Genomic DNA, 14,356 nt, shown 5'->3' with positions numbered 1-14,356 from the left:
GTTCGCCAGGCAGACCGGCAAGCGCATCGGCATCACCCCTGGCCTATACCGGGAACGTTTCGGGCCGCAGGCGTGCGGACCCGCCGAGGCAACATGGACGCGGGACCGGTCATGCCTGCTACGCTTGCGGTAATGCGCGGCCGCCGGGCCAACGCGCCACCGCGGCCCAGACCCAGACCCGTACCCCAACAGGAGCAACAAGATGCCGAACCAAGACGGCCAACACGACGCGCGCCGCATGGCGCCAGCCACAGACCGCAACCGCGACGCCATCCTGGCCGTGCTGCGGCGGGTCTTGCCGCAGAGCGGCCTGGTGCTGGAAATCGCCAGTGGCACCGGCCAGCACGCCGCCTATTTTTCTGCCGCGCTGGCGGGGCTGACCTGGCAGCCGAGCGACCCGGACGCTGCGGCGCGCGAGTCGATCGCGGGCTGGGCCGAGCATGCCGGGCTGGCTAATGTGCTCGCGCCGCTGGTGCTGGACGTGCGCCAGCAGCCCTGGGGCATCGAGGCGGCGCAGGCGGTGGTCTGCATCAACATGATCCACATCGCGCCATGGTCTGCGGCCGAGGCGCTGTTCGCCGGGGCCGGGCGTTTGCTGCCAGCCGGCGGCGTGCTTTACCTATATGGCCCGTATCGGCGCAATGGCGAACATACCGCGCCGAGCAATGCCGCCTTCGATGCGCAGTTGCGCAGCGCGAACGCCGAATGGGGCGTGCGCAATATGGAAGACGTGGCGGCGCTGGGCGAGGCCGAGGGCTTTCGCATGGACGAGCCAATCCCGATGCCGGCCAATAATTTCAGCCTGGTATTCCGAAAATAGGAACTTCATCGCCGAATGCAGGCGGATTGGGCCGCGTGCAATGCGTGGCCGAAATTCGACAAAGCGCGATTGAGGACTGGCGCGCAGTGGGGCCAAGTCTTCGCCGCAATGTCTTTGCGCATGCCACCTTAAGCGTTGGCTTAAGACGCGGCGAATGTCCCGGCGGGCAATGCGTGCGATGTGGGAAATGCGGGAAATGCGGGAAATGACAGGCGGAGCCAGGCGGCGCTAATCGGGAAATGCCGATCGGCCAGGGCGTCTTGAATAACCGGGGATTTGCTCTGGAGATGTCCGGCTGGCCCTGCAGGGCGCCAGCCAGTCAGCACAAAAGTGGTGCGCGGCGGGGACCGGAGCACGGCGCGGATTACCGCGCGCATGTCCGGGCCACCTGCCGCGCTGGCCCGTGCGCGATTTACTTCGCGGCGACAGGCGCTTCTGCCTCGACCTTGACGGCCACGGCCTTCTTCGGCGCTGCCGGCTTGCGGGCAGCCTTCACGACGGCCTTCTTCGGTGCTGCTGCCTTCGGAGCAGCTGCCTTCGGTGCTGCAGCCTTGGGAGCTGCTGCCTTCTTGGCGGCGGCCGGCTTTGCAGCCTTCTTTGCCACGGCAGCCTTCACCACCGGCTTCTTCGCAGCCGGCTTGGCCTTGGCCTTTTGTGCAGCCAGCTTTTCCTTGGCGGCTTGCCTCTCAGCCAGCACGGCCTGCTTGGCGGCTTCAGCTGCGACCTTGATTTCGCGCTTAGCAGTTTCGATCGCCTTCTTTGCATCAGCGCGCAGCTTCAGCAGGCCCTTCTTTGCAGCGGCCAGTTCGCGAGCCAGCACGCTGGCCTTCTTCGCGGGAACTGCTGCCTTCTTGGCGGCTGCCGGCTTGGTCTTTGCTGCTGCGCTGGTTGCGACTTTCTTTGCTACGGCCATTTTTATTTACCCGTTAGTTGTGGAGCGCGGAGTATAACCGGTCGCGCGACATTACTCGCGCGGCGTGAATTCACTGCGCGGATTTCTGGTATGAATGCGTGCGCGGATACAACATGTCTTGCACGGCGACGGCATCGGCATTGGATGCGAATAGCGGGTACGTATTGCGTTTAACGCGTATTGACCTGGACTTTGATGCCGTCGGCCAGCACGGTAATGGCGCCCGGCTCGACGTCTTTGCCGGCAACGTGCAATTCTTCCGGCTTGAACGTGTAGAGCGGGTAATCGCGCAGCAGTTGCTGCGCCACGACGGCGCCGATGGCGTTCAGTTGCTCGCCATATTGCGCCGGCATGCCGGCGACCTGGACGCGTTCGACGGAAGGATTGTCGAGCAGCACGGCGCGTTTGGCCGGGTCGTACCTGAGCCCGCTGCTCAGCGAAAGCGTGCCGTTGATCGGTGGCGCGGGCAGCAAGGTATTGCTGACCTGTGCATCCATCCGGGTGGTCACGCGGTTGTTGGCTTCGTCGAGCAGCAGGCGCGGTTGCGTCAGCTGGACGTCGAGCACCTGGGCGTAGCGCAGCCTTGCCGGGAAACGTTTGTCGACGGCGTCCTGCAGTTCCTGGCGGGAGAATGTGTAGTCGCCGGTCCAGACGTTATAGCCGGCCCAGGCGCTGGCGGCGACCAGCATGGCAAGCGCGGCGGCGGCGGGGGCGGCTTTGCGCGTTGTCAGGGATTTGCGGGGCCGGGTGCGGCATTGCGTCGTCGGCATGCTGTGGTGCCTCCAGGTTGGCGTCTTGCGCGTTATCCCTTCTGACCGCGCCTGCGCCGGCTTTGTTCAATTGTCCACTTGTCCACGTGTCCACTTGTCGGCCAATTGCCCAGTCTGGCCGCGGGCCATGCGCACGATCAATAGTGCGGCGGGAGTTCGTGCTGGGGGCCGTTTTCGCCGCCGCCCGTGCCGCTGGAGCGCATCTGCTGGTAAAGCGCCTGAAGCTGTTCCTGCAGCAGGTCGATCTGCCGCTGCTGGCGCGCCACGGCGAGATTGAGCGTGTCGAGCAGGTCGTCCTGGAAGGCGACCTTGATTTCTAGTTCGGTCAGGCGGGATTCCATTTTGTGTTCTCCATTGGGCCGCGCATTGTAAGGCAGGTGCGGCGCGGCCTTTACTGCATTGTCAGCCTGGCCAGCCGGCCCAGCGTGGCGAGCGCGGCGTCGGTCCGGTCGTCGAAGTCGTGGCCGCAGTTGATGCGCAAGCAATGCCGGAAGCCGCCATGCGCGGAAAAAATCGGGCCGGGTGCGATGCTGATGCCATGCGAGAGCGCGTACCGGTGCAGCGCAAGGCTGTCGGTGCCGGCCGACATCTCGAGCCACAGGAAGTAACCGCCAGCCGGCCGCGTGGCCCGCGTGCCCGGCGGGAAGTGCCGCGCGATGGCCTGCGCGAAGGTGTCCTGGCGCTGCATCAGCGCCTGGCGCAACTGCCGCAGATGCCGGTCGTAGCCGCCTTTCTCCAGGTAGTGAAGGATAGCGGCTTGCGTTGGCGCCGCCACTGTCAGCGTGCTGGTGAGCTTGGCGCGCGCCACTTCGCGCGCGAAGCGTCCGGGCGCGGCCCAGCCGATCCGGTAGCCCGGCGCCAGGCATTTGGAGAAGGAGCCGCAGTGCATCACCAGCCCCTGCGTGTCGAACGCCTTGGCCGGGGTGGGGCGCTTGTTGCCGAAGTACAGCTCGCCGTAGACGTCGTCCTCGATCAGCGGCACTTCGAAGCGCGCCAGCAACCGCACCAGTTCGCGCTTCTTGTCGTCGGGCATCAGGCTGCCCAGCGGGTTCTGGAAATTGGTCATCAGCCAGCACGCGCTCGGGCGGTGGCGTTCCAGCGCGCGGGCGAGGGCGTCGAGCTCGATGCCTTCGCGCGGATGCGTGGGCACCTCGATGGCGCGCAGGCCGTGGCGCTCCAGCGCCTGCAGCGCGCCGTAGAAGGTGGGCGACTCGATGATGACCGCGTCGCCCGGGCGCGTGACGGCCGCCAGGCACAGGTTCAGCGCCTCCAGCGCGCCGTTGGTGATGACGATCTCGTCCGTGTGCACGGTAAGCCCGTCGATCAGGTAGCGCAGGGCAATCTGGCGGCGCAGGCCGGCGTTGCCCGGCGTCATGTCGTCCACCGAGCTCCAGGGGTCCAGTTGCTGGACGACTGCGGCCATGGACTTGGCGAGGCGCGGCAGCGGAAACAGCAGCGGACTGGGAAACGCGGAGCCGAGTGGCACCAGCTCGCGCTGCTTGGCCGACGCCAGCACGTCGAAGACCAGTTCGCTGACATTCAGCGTGGTGGATTCGTCCGCCGGTTGCGACGCGGCCTCGGGCTCGGGTGGCAACACGCGGCGGGTGCTGGCCACGAAATACCCGGAGCGCTGGCGCGCGATGATCAGCCCGCGCGCTTCTAGCAGGTAGTAAGCCTGGAACACCGTGGAGGGGCTGAGCCCGCGGCTGGCGCTGGCCTGGCGCACGGAGGGCAGGCGGTCGCCGGGCCGCAGCGTGCCGGCCTGGATCGAGTGCGCGATATCGTCGGCCAGCGTTTCGTAGAGCGTGCCGGGCGTGGCTTCCCCGTCATTTCGCTGGGGGGTGTCTGGCTTGCTGGGCGGCATTGGAGATCCACTGTTTGGCGTATGACTGATTTCCGGAAACTGTATCGTATCGGCGCGATGCGCGACACGGTGCATGGGGATATTCCGATGTGGCAGATTTGCTGCGGCAACATGTCGCGCCGGAATCCCTCTGCTCCGGTTGTATCGATCCGATCTGATCCTGTTCGGGCCGGCCTTGTCTCCTTAGCATTCAGCGCTGTCCGTAAGCCACGGCCGCCACGGCGCCGTCCTGGGAAGTGCAAGGAAATCCATGGATCCCACGAGTCTGTTGTTAGCTACCTTCCTGCTGTCGGTTGGTGGCCTGTTTGCTTTCATCTGGTCGTTGCGCAAGGGCTTGTTCGATCTCGAAGCCGCCGGTGCGCGCACCATCTTTGCGCCCGGCGAGGTCGGCCAGCCCGAGGAGCCGTCGAGCGATGCGGCGCAGCGCCAGGCGCTCTGGGTGGGCGCGGCGTCCAGCCGGGTGGCGCCGGCCGCCACCGCCGCCGCGCGCGCCGATCTCGAGGCAGAGCTGGCGGCGCGGCATGAGGCTGATCGCTCCAGCGCTCTGCCGGCCCTGCTGATGTTGAGTTGTGCCGTGGTCTGGCTGGTGGTGGCGTCCGCCGCCGGCCTGCTTGGTTCGCTCAAGCTGCATATGCCCGACCTGCTGACCGGGCAGGCGTGGCTTTCCTTCGGCCGCTTGCGCACGCTGCACCTGAACGCGGTCGCGTACGGCTGGGCGCCGATGGGGCTGCTCGGGCTGACGCTGTGGATGCTGCCCCGCCTGCTGCGCACGCCGCTGCTGGGCGGGCGCTTTGCCATGATTGGCGCGCTGGTCTGGAATGCGGGGCTGGTGGCGGGACTCGGCAGCATCGCCGTGGGCATCAATGCCGGCCTGGAGTGGCTGGAGATCCCGTGGCAGGTGGGCCTGCTGTTTGCGCTGGGCGGGATGATGATCGGCCTGCCGCTGGCGTTCATGCTGCAAAAGCGCCGTGTGCATCATCTGTACGTGTCGGTCTGGTACATCGGCGCGGCCTTGTTCTGGTTCCCGGTGCTGTACGTGGTGGCCAAGATCCCGGGCGTGCATTTCGGCGTGGAGCAGGCCACCATGAACTGGTGGTTCGGGCACAACGTGCTGGGCCTGTTCTATACGCCGCTGTCGCTCGCCTCGGTCTATTACTTCCTGCCCAAGGTGATCGGGCGGCCGGTGCGCTCGTATAACCTGTCGCTGCTGGGCTTCTGGACGCTGGCGTTCTTCTACGGCCAGGTCGGCGCGCACCACCTGATCGGCGGCCCGATTCCGCCGTGGCTGATCACGCTGTCGATCGTGCAGAGCGTGATGATGATCATCCCGGTGACCGCGTTCTCGGTGAACCAGCACCTGACGCTCAAGGGCAATTTCGGCGCGCTGCGCCACTCGGCCACGCTGCGCTTCATCGTGTTCGGCGCCATCATGTACACGCTGGCATCGGTGCAGGGCTCGTTCGAGGCGCTGCGCTCGCTCAACGCGGTGACGCACTTCACGCACTTCACGGTGGCGCACGCGCACCTGGGCATGTACGGCTTCGTGTCGATGGTGATCTTCGGCGGCATCTACTTCGCGCTGCCGCGCATTGTCGACGCGCCGTGGCCCCGGCCCGCGTTGATCTCGCTGCATTTCTGGCTGGTGGTGGCGGGCTTCTCCACGTACCTCATCACGCTGAGCATCGGCGGCGTGCTGCAGGGCCTGGCGCTGCTGGACCCGGCGCGTCCCTTCATGGAATCGGTGACGGTCACGCTGCCTTGGCTGCAGGGGCGCTCGCTGGGCGGCGCGTTGATGACGCTCGGCCATCTGGTCTTTGCCTTTCACTTTGCCTTGATGGTCTTGCGTCCTGCGGCGCTGGCGCAGACCGATCGCATGGTTTCCCAAGCGGCTGCCTGAACATGGAAAACGAACTCAAACTTGTGGGCGGGGCCATGGTCACGCTCTCGCTCGCCACCTCGGCCATGATCGTGGTGCCCTTCCTGCAGCTCAAGGATGTGCCGGCGCCGGCGGCGCTGGCGCCCTACACCAGCGAGCAGTTGCGAGGGCGCGAGGTGTATCTCGCCAACGGCTGCATCGCCTGCCATACGCAGCAGCCCAGTTCCACCGGCGCGGGCCGCGCCGACGGCGCGCGCGGCTGGGGCCGCCCGTCCGTGGCGGCGGACTACCACTATGACAGCCCGCCCTTGCTTGGCACCATGCGCACCGGCCCCGACCTGTTCAACATCGGCGTGCGCCAGCCGAGCGCCGACTGGCACCTGGGCCATCTCTACCAGCCGCGCGCCTACGTGGCGGACAGCATCATGCCGGGCTATCCGTTCCTGTTCGAGCTCAAGCCCGAAGGCGCCGTCGGCAAAAGCGACAAGGTGGTCGCGCTGCCCGGCGGCACGGTGCCGCCGGGCAAGGTGGTGGTGGCCACGCCCCAGGCGCTGGACCTGGTCGCCTACCTGATTGGCCTGCGCCACACCTACCCGGTGGTGGAGCAGGCCGCAGCGGCGGGCGCAAGCAGCCAGCCGCCGCAGCGTGCCACGCTGGCATCCGCCTCGACCTCGCCATCCAGCCCGTTCGGTGCGGCCGCGTCTTCTCAATCCACCTCTTCTCAATCCACCTCCAGCCCGCCGGCGCCACGCGCGCCCGGCGCGCAAGCCAGCCACGATGAAGCCCTCGCAAGCCCATAAGACAGAGAACGCCGATTCCGTCGAGCAGCACAACCCGGTGCCCAAGATCGTGCTGGCGCTGGTGTGCGGCCTGCTGGTCTGGGCCATCAGCTACATCCTGATCGAGCGCGCCGACGGCAGCGCCGCGCTGGGCGACCGGCGCGACCTGGCCGCGCTGGCAGCGCCGGCGGGGCAGGGCCGTGTAGCCGACGGCAAGCTATTGTTCGCCGCCAATTGCCAGGCTTGCCACCAGGCCAGCGGGCAAGGCATTCCCGGCGTGTTCCCGCCGCTGGCGGGCTCGCCCTGGGTCAACGACGATCCGGACCGTCTCGCACAGATCCTGCTGCACGGCATGACCGGCCCGCTGGAGGTGCTCGGCACCACCTACAACGGCGCCATGCCGGCCTTTGGCGAGCAGTTTTCCGACCAGGAGATCGCGGCGCTGGCCACGCATATCCGCAGCCAGTGGGGCAATGGCGCCGCGCCGGTCGAGGCCGCGCGGATCGCGGCGGCGCGCGCGGCTTCCGTCGCGCAAAAGGCGCCCTGGCACGGCGGCGAAGCGCTGCAGGCATTCACGACCACGGGAGGCGCCCCCAAGCCATGACGCGTGCGTGGAGCAAGACGCTGGCGATGGTTGCGCTCGTGCTGGTGCTGGCCGGCGCGGCGGTGTTCGCCACAACGCGGGGCTTGCGCACGGTCAGCGCCGATGGCGCCCGGCGCCTGGACCTGGCGCGCGCCCCGCGCGAGCTGCCGGCGCTGGCATTGGTCGACCAGGCGGGCCGGCAGCTCGCTTTTGGCGGCCCCATGCCGCAGGGCGAGGGCGTTGGCAAGCGCGACAGGCCCGTCACGCTGGTGACGTTCGTCTATACCCGATGCCTGGCAATCTGCCGCACCAGCGCGTCGGGGCAGGCCTGGCTGCAGCAGCAATTGCGCGAGCGCGGCCTGCAGGACCGCGTGCGCCTGCTGACGTTGTCTTTCGACCCGGCACGCGATACGCCCGCCGCGCTGCGGGCCTATGCGCGCACGCTGCGCGCCGATCCCGCCATCTGGACCTTCGCCACGGTGGCCGAGCCCGCGCGCTTGCGCGGCCTGCTCGACGCCTTCGGCATCGTCGTGCTGCCCGATGGGCTGGGCGGCTACTCGCACAACGCCGCGCTGTTCCTGGTCGACGCACGTGGCCGGCTGGCTGCCGCCTATGACGTGGAGCGGCCGGACTTGGCGCTGGCCGACGTGCTGCGCAGCCGGCTGTGAAGGTGCGGCTTGCACCCGGTTGGCAAGCCTGCCTGCCCGGCTTGATGCTGGCCGTGGCCGCGTTGTTGCGCCCATGGCTGGAGGCGACCATGGCCAGGCATATGGGCCTGGAACTGCCGCTGCTGGCACTTGCCGGCTGGTGGGCGGCGCGCTGTGCAGGGCTGCGGCTGGCGGCCTGGCTGGCGCCATGGAACGCGGCGGGGCTGCCGGGCCTGCTGGCGGCGTGGTGCATCGTCAGCTACTGGATGCTGCCGGTGGCGCTGGACGCAGCCACGCTGGCGGGCCCCATGGGCATGGCCAAGGTGGCGAGCATGGTGCTGGCGGGGCTGCTGGCGCGCGCCTCGTGGCAGGCCGCCGGCCCCGTGGTGCAGGGCTTCTTTGTCATCAACGGCGCCTGGATGATGCTGAGCGCCGGGTTGCTGTACCAGGAGGCGGAGTCGCAACTGTGCAGCACCTACCTGGCCGATGAGCAGCTGGCGGCAGGCCGGGTGCTGGTGCTGTGGGGGCTGGCCTTGCTGGCGATGTGGCTGTTTGCCGTTGCCAGCCGGCTGGCGGTGGATCGCGAGCCGCTCACCTAGGCCCGCAAGACCGCCCGCAGACCGGACAGCATTGCCACGTGAAATGACGTGGTGTAACGTTACGCAGTCCTGCGGGACCCGGATGTTTGTTTCTCCGCCCCGGCCTGCTTAGAGGCTGTTTCAAAATGAAGCGAAGCGGTTCTGGCTAGGCGCGCGGCCGCAGACAGTACAAGTGGTACGCCAAGGCCGCGCAACGACGCCAGAATCTTTTTGAAACGGCCTCTTTCGGATTCCCATGTATCAAGTTGCGCACAACGCCTTTGCCACCATCGCGACCCGTCCGGGCGCGGCGCGGCCGTGCGCCGCCTTTGTACCGCTCGCACCGCCCGTCACTCCTGCGCCGCGCACGCGGGCCGGCCTTGCGCCGCCGCCCCCGGCCGTGCTGGGCTGATCGTCAGCCCGTCTTTTTTCGGCTTCTTCCTTCTTCGGCTGGTTCCCGCCTGATGCCAGGGCGCTTTTGCGTCCGCGCGGCGCCAGTGTGCCGGGGCGCGCCGGCGTTTTCGGATTACCGTGACAGGTGAAACCCATGGATTTGAACAAAAATGCACTGAGCGCGCATGGCTCGACCGCGCTCTTCGTGCTGCTATGGAGCAGCGGCGCCATCTTTGCGCGCCTCGGGCTTGAATACGCTTCTGCCTTTGCCTTGCTGGCCGCGCGCTTTGCGCTGGCGCTGGCCGTGCTGCTGGTGCTCGCGGCCTGGCGGCGGCGCTGGTTGCCGCGGCCCGGCACGCGCTTGCAGGTGGTCTGCTCCGGGTTGCTGCTGACCGGCGCGTATTCGATCTTCTACCTGCTGGCGCTGGCGCGCGGCATGACGCCGGGCGTGCTGGCCACGCTGCTGGGCGTGCAGCCGATCCTGACCTTGCTACTGGTGGAGCGGTGCTTCTCGGCGCGCCGCCTGGCAGGCCTTGCGGTGGCGTTGGGCGGGCTGGTGCTGGTGGTCTTCCAGGGGATAGCGCTGGCGCGCATCTCGCTGCTGGGCATGGGCTTTGCGCTCGGCGCGCTGGCGTGCATGACGATCGGCGCCATCCTGCAAAAACGCATCCGGCAAGCACCGCTTGACGTGATGCCGTTGCAATACGGCGCGGGCCTGGCGCTGTGCCTGCTGTTCGTGCCGTTCCAGCCGATGGCGGTGGTGCCTTCGGCGGGCTTCGCGCTGTCGCTCGGTTGGCTCGCGCTGGTGATTTCGGTGGGCGCCACGTTGCTGCTCTACCGGCTGATCCAGGCGGGCAACCTGGTCAACGTCACCAGCCTGTTCTACCTGGTGCCGGCCGTGACCGCGCTGATGGATTACCTGTTCCTGGGCAATCGCCTTGCCGCGCTGAGCCTGGCAGGCATGGTGGCGATCGTGCTTGGGCTGGTGCTGGTGTTCAGCCAGAAAGCAGGTAGCCCCGGGTAGCCTGAAAGCCAGGCCGGCCCCGGCGTGCAACGCGCCGAAGCGGCGCGCGGCGGCCGGGGCCGGCTCGCATCGGCGTGCAGCGTATCAGGCGTGTGCCAGCAGCTTTTCCGTGCGCCGCGCCGGCAGCGCGAGCGCTGGCACGGCCTGCAGCAAGGGCGTGGCAGCGGTGCCCACCTCGAAACGCGCGGGCGCTTCCTTGGCCAGGCGGCGCAGCCGCTCCAGCCGGGCTTCCACGCGCGCGTCGGGCTGCGTGTCGAGGCACAGGGTAGACGGGCACGCCACGCCGAGCCTATCCAGCGCCTCTTTGAAGTTGGCCGGTGTCAGGCCCTCGGCCGGATTCACGCTGACCACGTGCGGCAGCAGGTGCGCGTATTGCGGGTCTTGCATCGACGCCGTGTCGCAGGTCAGGATGGCAAAGGCCTGCGGTGCCGGGCGGTGCGCAAAATAGGCCGCGATGCGGGCTGCGTGGCCGCCGGGGATGTCGGGGGTCATGCCTTCCACCTGCAGGTCGAGCTGCTGCAGGATGGCGGCGGGAACGCCGCGGCGCCATGCCTCGGATACCACCACGCGCGCACCGGCCAGGCCGAACAGGCGCCGCACGAATCCGAGCGCGACGGGATCGAAGAAGCGGACGTCGCGCAAGGTGCCGGTATCGGGGATTCCGCCCAGCCGAGCCTCGGAGCGGCTCGAATAGAGGACACCGGGGACGTCAAGCATGATGAGGCGTTCGGACATGATTTCCTATTGGGTTGCAGCGCCGGTTGGCACGTTTGAAGATTACGACGCATCCGGGAAAATCTGGAGAGGCGGGAAGTGCCTAAGTTGCAACATATCTGTAACTTGAGATGCGACTTCGTAAAAATCAGCGATTCGCCCGGGCTAGTTGTTTCGGCGCGAAACAACTAGCCCGGGCGATTCCGGTTTTCATGAAACCAGCAAGCGGCGCCAGCGCGGCGCTACAGCATGCCGGTGACCGCCGCCAGCCGCTCGACGCTCCAGCCCTTGCCCAGCAGGATCATGCGCGTATGCAGGTCATCATGCACTTCGCGGCTGACTTCCTGCCCGAGATAGGTCAGCGTCTTGTAGCGCAGGTCCACATAACCCAGCACATGGTCCTTGGACAGCGAGTGCCACAAGGCATTGGCGCCGGCGGACTGCCGCGCGCCCGTCATCAGGCACAGGCCGGCGTCCAGCCCCCAGCGGTAGATCGCGGTGGCCAGCCCGCGGCGCTGGTAGGCCGTCTCGTACTTGGAGTGCGGCGCGCGCAGGTAGCGGTCGGCGCGCCGCCCCACCTCGATCAGGCGGTTGAAGACCGTGTAGCCCGCCAGGCGCTTGCGCGCCACGTCCTCCACATAGACGTAGTACTCGCCATCCGCCTCGCGGTAGCGGATCACCAGCTCCGGCGAGTCGGTGGCGATCGCCGGGATGCCGTGGAGGCGGTCGCCCGGCCGGTGCAGGCGGCCGTAGATGGAACCGAACTCCTGGTCGAGCTCGGCGGGGCGGTGGCTGACATCGATGCGCAGCTCTAGCCTGCGCGCAAGCCACGGAAGCGCCATGATGGACATGTCGTTCTTTCTCCCGGAAGCAGCGGCGGTTAGACCGGCATGTGCTGGAAGCCCCGTGCCAGGGCGAACACTACGACCATGAAGAAGGCCAGGACCAGCAAGACTTTGTAGAACATTGCTTATCTCCCAAGTGAAAGGTGAGAACGTGAGAACGGTGAAGGAACAAGGGCAAGGTGTGCGGTGGCATATCAGCACATGGCAGGTTCCTCCCACCACCCGCTCACCAGGCCGTCGGGCTTGCGCACCGCCAGCACCTTCGCGCTCGCCGGCCACGCATCGACCCTGACATCCAGGCCGGCGTACACGCCATAGCCAACGCCCGCGCGGATCTCGTCGCCCGCCTGCAAGCCTTCGCCCGCCTTGATGGCGCATTCGGCAACGATGGCCTCGAGCGCCTTGATGCCCCAGCCGGCCTCCAGATGCATGCCGCAGCGAATGGAGGCGCCACACTCGATGCCGTGGCCGGCGCGCACGGTGTGGCGTGCATCGATGACACCGCCGGCGCGGATGCTCTTGCCGCAGTGAATGGCCGCTTGCCCGATCAGGTCCTGCCCGGCCACCGCGCTGCCGGCGAGCGCGATCTTGCCGCCGCACAGCACATCCCAGCCGGCCTTGAGGTTGGCGCCGCCGGTGATCGCGTCCTGCACGTCGATGCCCCATGTGGCCTTGATATCGCCGCCCGCTTCGAGCACGCCGCCGCTATGGATGCCGCCGGCCGCCGCGAGGCTGTCACCGGCCACGATGGCCCGGCCCGCGCGTATGCCGCCGCCGGCCTGGATGCGGCCCCCGGCGCGCAGCGTGGTCCCGACGTCGATGCTGCCGCGCACCACCAGCGAGCCGGCAAAGACCACGGCATCGGCGTCGATGCTGTCCACGGCGAGTACAGCGTCGGTGGGCCCGAACTGCGTCAGCAGCCAGCAGGCGTCGTCAACGCGGCCGTCATCGACGAGGGCGTCGAGCAGGTGCTGGTAGTCGCTGCCGCCCTGGCGGTTGCGCACGAACCAGCGGTAGCCATCGGCGCAGGGGCGCTTGGCTTTGACAAAATTCTTGGTGAGCTCCATGGCGATGAAGGCGTGCGAAGTGAATGCCGCGAGCGTGCCGCGGCAGGAAAAAGGCGTGCAGGGCCATGACGGTGCAACGGCTAAGCCGAGGCACCGTGCTCAATCAGAGATTGATGAGAAAGTAGACGACGGCGACGGTGCCGATCGCACAGAGGGTCTTGTGATAGATCGAAGACGAAGACATGGTTTTTCCCCCAGGTTGCACATTGGACAAGGGGCGCGATGCGCGCCCTCAGGCAAAGTGCCGTGCGGGGAAAATCAGGACCTGGCTGGTGTGTCCTGGTTTCCCCGCACGGCCTGGAAAAGCACGGCGGCGAAACCATAGGTGTTGACCGCGGCCGGTGTGGCGCGCAGCGAGCGCACGCTGCCCTTGGCCGCGCACGCACGCGTTGCCACCGCATGCATGGCATGGCGGCGGACTGCGTTGCGGTGCGAGGCGAGGAGCATGAGGTCTCGAATGAAGGGTGGAAAATCCTGGCAAGCGTGCCGCCGTTTTTTCAGGCAGCACGGACTCTTATGCCATATCGGGTAGGGCTTGTCCAGCCAGCCCCACTCGCTGGCGGACGCGAGGGGGGGCATCCTGGCCGGGCATCTCGGCTAGGATCGTGCGTCTTCACGGGAGGGGGCGCCACATGCTCGAAGCCATCGGCCTGGGCAAATCGTATGGCACGCGGGCGGTGGTGAAGGACGTTGCCTTCACCGTCGCTGGCGGCGAGATCACGGGCCTGCTGGGGCCCAACGGGGCCGGCAAGAGCACCACGGTAGCGATGCTGTGCGGCCTGGTCGCCCCCGATGCCGGGCGCTGTGCTGCGCGAGCGCACGGCCCAGGCACTTGCGCTGGTGGGTTTGTCCAAGCGCGCGCGGGACAAGCCTGCGCATTTCAGCGGCGGCATGAAGCGCCGCCTGAACATTGCCTGCGCGCTGGTCCACGATCCCGACATCCTGATCTTCGACGAGCCCACCACCGGGGTCGACCCGCAAAGCCGCAATGCCATCTTCGACAGCCTGGAAGCGCTGCGCGAGCGCGGCAAGGCGCTGCTCTACACCACGCACTACATGGAAGAGGCCGAGCGCCTGTGCGATCGCATCGTGATCATGGACCACGGGCAGTTGGTGGCCAGCGATACGCTGGCCGGGCGCTGCGACAGGATCCCGCATTGCAGTTGCGCGAGCTGCCAGCCCAGGCCGCCGACGATGCGGTGCGGCAAGGCAAGGTGCAGGTGGCCGTGACCTTGCCGGGCGGCTTCGGCGAAGCGGCGCCGCGCGCTGCGCTGCTGGGCAGCCGCATCGTCAGCGGCGCGCTCACGGCCACGATCCTGATGGCGCTGATCTTCGGTGCCGCCATTGCGTTCTTTGGTGTGCGCATCGACGGCAGCGTGGCCGGCTTTGTCGGTGTGTTGCTGGCCTTTGCCGCGCTGTTCGCGCTGCTGGCGATCTGGCGTTTCGATTGGGAGGAGCCAGCAGGCAGCGCGTAAGTGTCCGG

General features: G+C 67.6%; 16 protein-coding genes and 2 pseudogenes. 10 read left to right on the top strand and 8 right to left on the bottom strand.

The genetic code is table 11. The features are described 5' to 3' along the window. Positions 1 to 202 precede the first annotated feature (202 nt). Complete coding sequence (locus RR42_RS36800) at positions 203 to 820, top strand: DUF938 domain-containing protein (protein ID WP_043357303.1); 618 nt, start codon at positions 203 to 205, stop codon at positions 818 to 820. Positions 821 to 1,232: 412 nt separating this feature from the next. On the opposite strand, the gene RR42_RS36795 is transcribed toward RR42_RS36800, so the two are convergent. From RR42_RS36795 to RR42_RS36780, 4 genes are all read right to left on the bottom strand, one after another. After that, positions 1,233 to 1,733, bottom strand: a complete 501-nt coding sequence (locus RR42_RS36795; protein WP_043357301.1) for a hypothetical protein — start codon at positions 1,731 to 1,733, stop codon at positions 1,233 to 1,235. A gap of 170 nt (positions 1,734 to 1,903) precedes the next feature. Beyond that, positions 1,904 to 2,422, bottom strand: coding sequence for a DUF1439 domain-containing protein (locus RR42_RS36790; protein WP_236702256.1), 519 nt, complete (start codon positions 2,420 to 2,422; stop codon positions 1,904 to 1,906). 218 nt (positions 2,423 to 2,640) lie between these two features. Beyond that, positions 2,641 to 2,844 (bottom strand): SlyX family protein, encoded by a 204-nt coding sequence (locus tag RR42_RS36785; protein WP_043357297.1) that lies wholly within the window; start codon positions 2,842 to 2,844, stop codon positions 2,641 to 2,643. Positions 2,845 to 2,894: 50 nt separating this feature from the next. Further along, a complete protein-coding gene (locus RR42_RS36780; protein WP_052495210.1) occupies positions 2,895 to 4,367 on the bottom strand; it encodes a PLP-dependent aminotransferase family protein in 1,473 nt (490 codons plus the stop codon). 250 nt (positions 4,368 to 4,617) lie between these two features. Between RR42_RS36780 and RR42_RS36775 the strand changes: the two genes are divergently transcribed. The 6 genes and pseudogenes from RR42_RS36775 (at position 4,618) to RR42_RS36750 (ending at position 10,247) form a co-directional block, all read left to right on the top strand. Continuing rightward, entirely contained in the window at positions 4,618 to 6,264 is a 1,647-nt protein-coding gene (locus RR42_RS36775) for a cbb3-type cytochrome c oxidase subunit I (protein ID WP_043357296.1), read from the top strand. A 2-nt stretch (positions 6,265 to 6,266) separates the two neighbouring features. Further along, a pseudogene (locus RR42_RS36770) lies at positions 6,267 to 6,878 on the top strand (cbb3-type cytochrome c oxidase subunit II); the annotation flags it as partial. Positions 6,879 to 7,020: 142 nt separating this feature from the next. Further along, positions 7,021 to 7,626, top strand: coding sequence for a c-type cytochrome (locus tag RR42_RS36765; RefSeq protein WP_043357294.1), 606 nt, complete (start codon positions 7,021 to 7,023; stop codon positions 7,624 to 7,626). Continuing rightward, positions 7,623 to 8,273 (top strand): SCO family protein, encoded by a 651-nt coding sequence (locus RR42_RS36760; protein ID WP_236702136.1) that lies wholly within the window; start codon positions 7,623 to 7,625, stop codon positions 8,271 to 8,273. Before RR42_RS36765 ends, RR42_RS36760 begins: the two co-directional genes overlap by 4 nt. Further along, positions 8,270 to 8,851 (top strand): hypothetical protein, encoded by a 582-nt coding sequence (locus RR42_RS36755; protein ID WP_052495209.1) that lies wholly within the window; start codon positions 8,270 to 8,272, stop codon positions 8,849 to 8,851. The genes RR42_RS36760 and RR42_RS36755 overlap by 4 nt, the downstream gene beginning before the upstream one ends. 526 nt (positions 8,852 to 9,377) lie before the next feature. Then, positions 9,378 to 10,247: a DMT family transporter gene (locus RR42_RS36750; protein WP_043357292.1), complete on the top strand. Its 870-nt coding sequence runs from the start codon at positions 9,378 to 9,380 to the stop codon at positions 10,245 to 10,247. 84 nt (positions 10,248 to 10,331) lie between these two features. On the opposite strand, the gene RR42_RS36745 is transcribed toward RR42_RS36750, so the two are convergent. The 4 genes from RR42_RS36745 to RR42_RS36730 all read right to left on the bottom strand — a co-directional run bounded on the left by RR42_RS36745 (position 10,332) and on the right by RR42_RS36730 (position 13,320). Next, a complete protein-coding gene (locus RR42_RS36745; protein WP_043357291.1) occupies positions 10,332 to 10,982 on the bottom strand; it encodes an HAD domain-containing protein in 651 nt (216 codons plus the stop codon). Positions 10,983 to 11,203: 221 nt separating this feature from the next. Beyond that, positions 11,204 to 11,812 (bottom strand): hypothetical protein, encoded by a 609-nt coding sequence (locus RR42_RS36740; protein ID WP_043357290.1) that lies wholly within the window; start codon positions 11,810 to 11,812, stop codon positions 11,204 to 11,206. A gap of 188 nt (positions 11,813 to 12,000) precedes the next feature. Continuing rightward, on the bottom strand, positions 12,001 to 12,873 hold the full coding sequence (locus tag RR42_RS36735) for a hypothetical protein (RefSeq protein WP_043357288.1): 873 nt from the start codon (positions 12,871 to 12,873) through the stop codon (positions 12,001 to 12,003). A 258-nt stretch (positions 12,874 to 13,131) separates the two neighbouring features. Next, positions 13,132 to 13,320, bottom strand: coding sequence for a hypothetical protein (locus tag RR42_RS36730; RefSeq protein WP_043357286.1), 189 nt, complete (start codon positions 13,318 to 13,320; stop codon positions 13,132 to 13,134). Between the two features lie 185 nt (positions 13,321 to 13,505). Between RR42_RS36730 and RR42_RS41565 the strand changes: the two are divergent. From RR42_RS41565 to RR42_RS36720, 3 genes and pseudogenes are all read left to right on the top strand, one after another. Next, positions 13,506 to 13,622: pseudogene (locus RR42_RS41565) on the top strand (LPS export ABC transporter ATP-binding protein); the annotation flags it as partial. Between the two features lie 43 nt (positions 13,623 to 13,665). Continuing rightward, positions 13,666 to 14,103 carry an ABC transporter ATP-binding protein gene (locus RR42_RS36725; protein WP_052495208.1) on the top strand — a complete coding sequence of 146 codons (438 nt, stop codon included), beginning with the start codon at positions 13,666 to 13,668 and terminating at the stop codon, positions 14,101 to 14,103. Continuing rightward, on the top strand, positions 14,094 to 14,348 hold the full coding sequence (locus RR42_RS36720; RefSeq protein WP_236702135.1) for a hypothetical protein: 255 nt from the start codon (positions 14,094 to 14,096) through the stop codon (positions 14,346 to 14,348). The genes RR42_RS36725 and RR42_RS36720 overlap by 10 nt, the downstream gene beginning before the upstream one ends. Positions 14,349 to 14,356 lie beyond the last annotated feature (8 nt).

The organism is Cupriavidus basilensis (assembly GCF_000832305.1).
Taxonomy (GTDB): domain Bacteria; phylum Pseudomonadota; class Gammaproteobacteria; order Burkholderiales; family Burkholderiaceae; genus Cupriavidus; species Cupriavidus basilensis_F.
The sequence above is the reverse complement of the archived record's forward strand: the minus strand, read 5'-3'. Positions and strand labels throughout refer to the sequence as shown.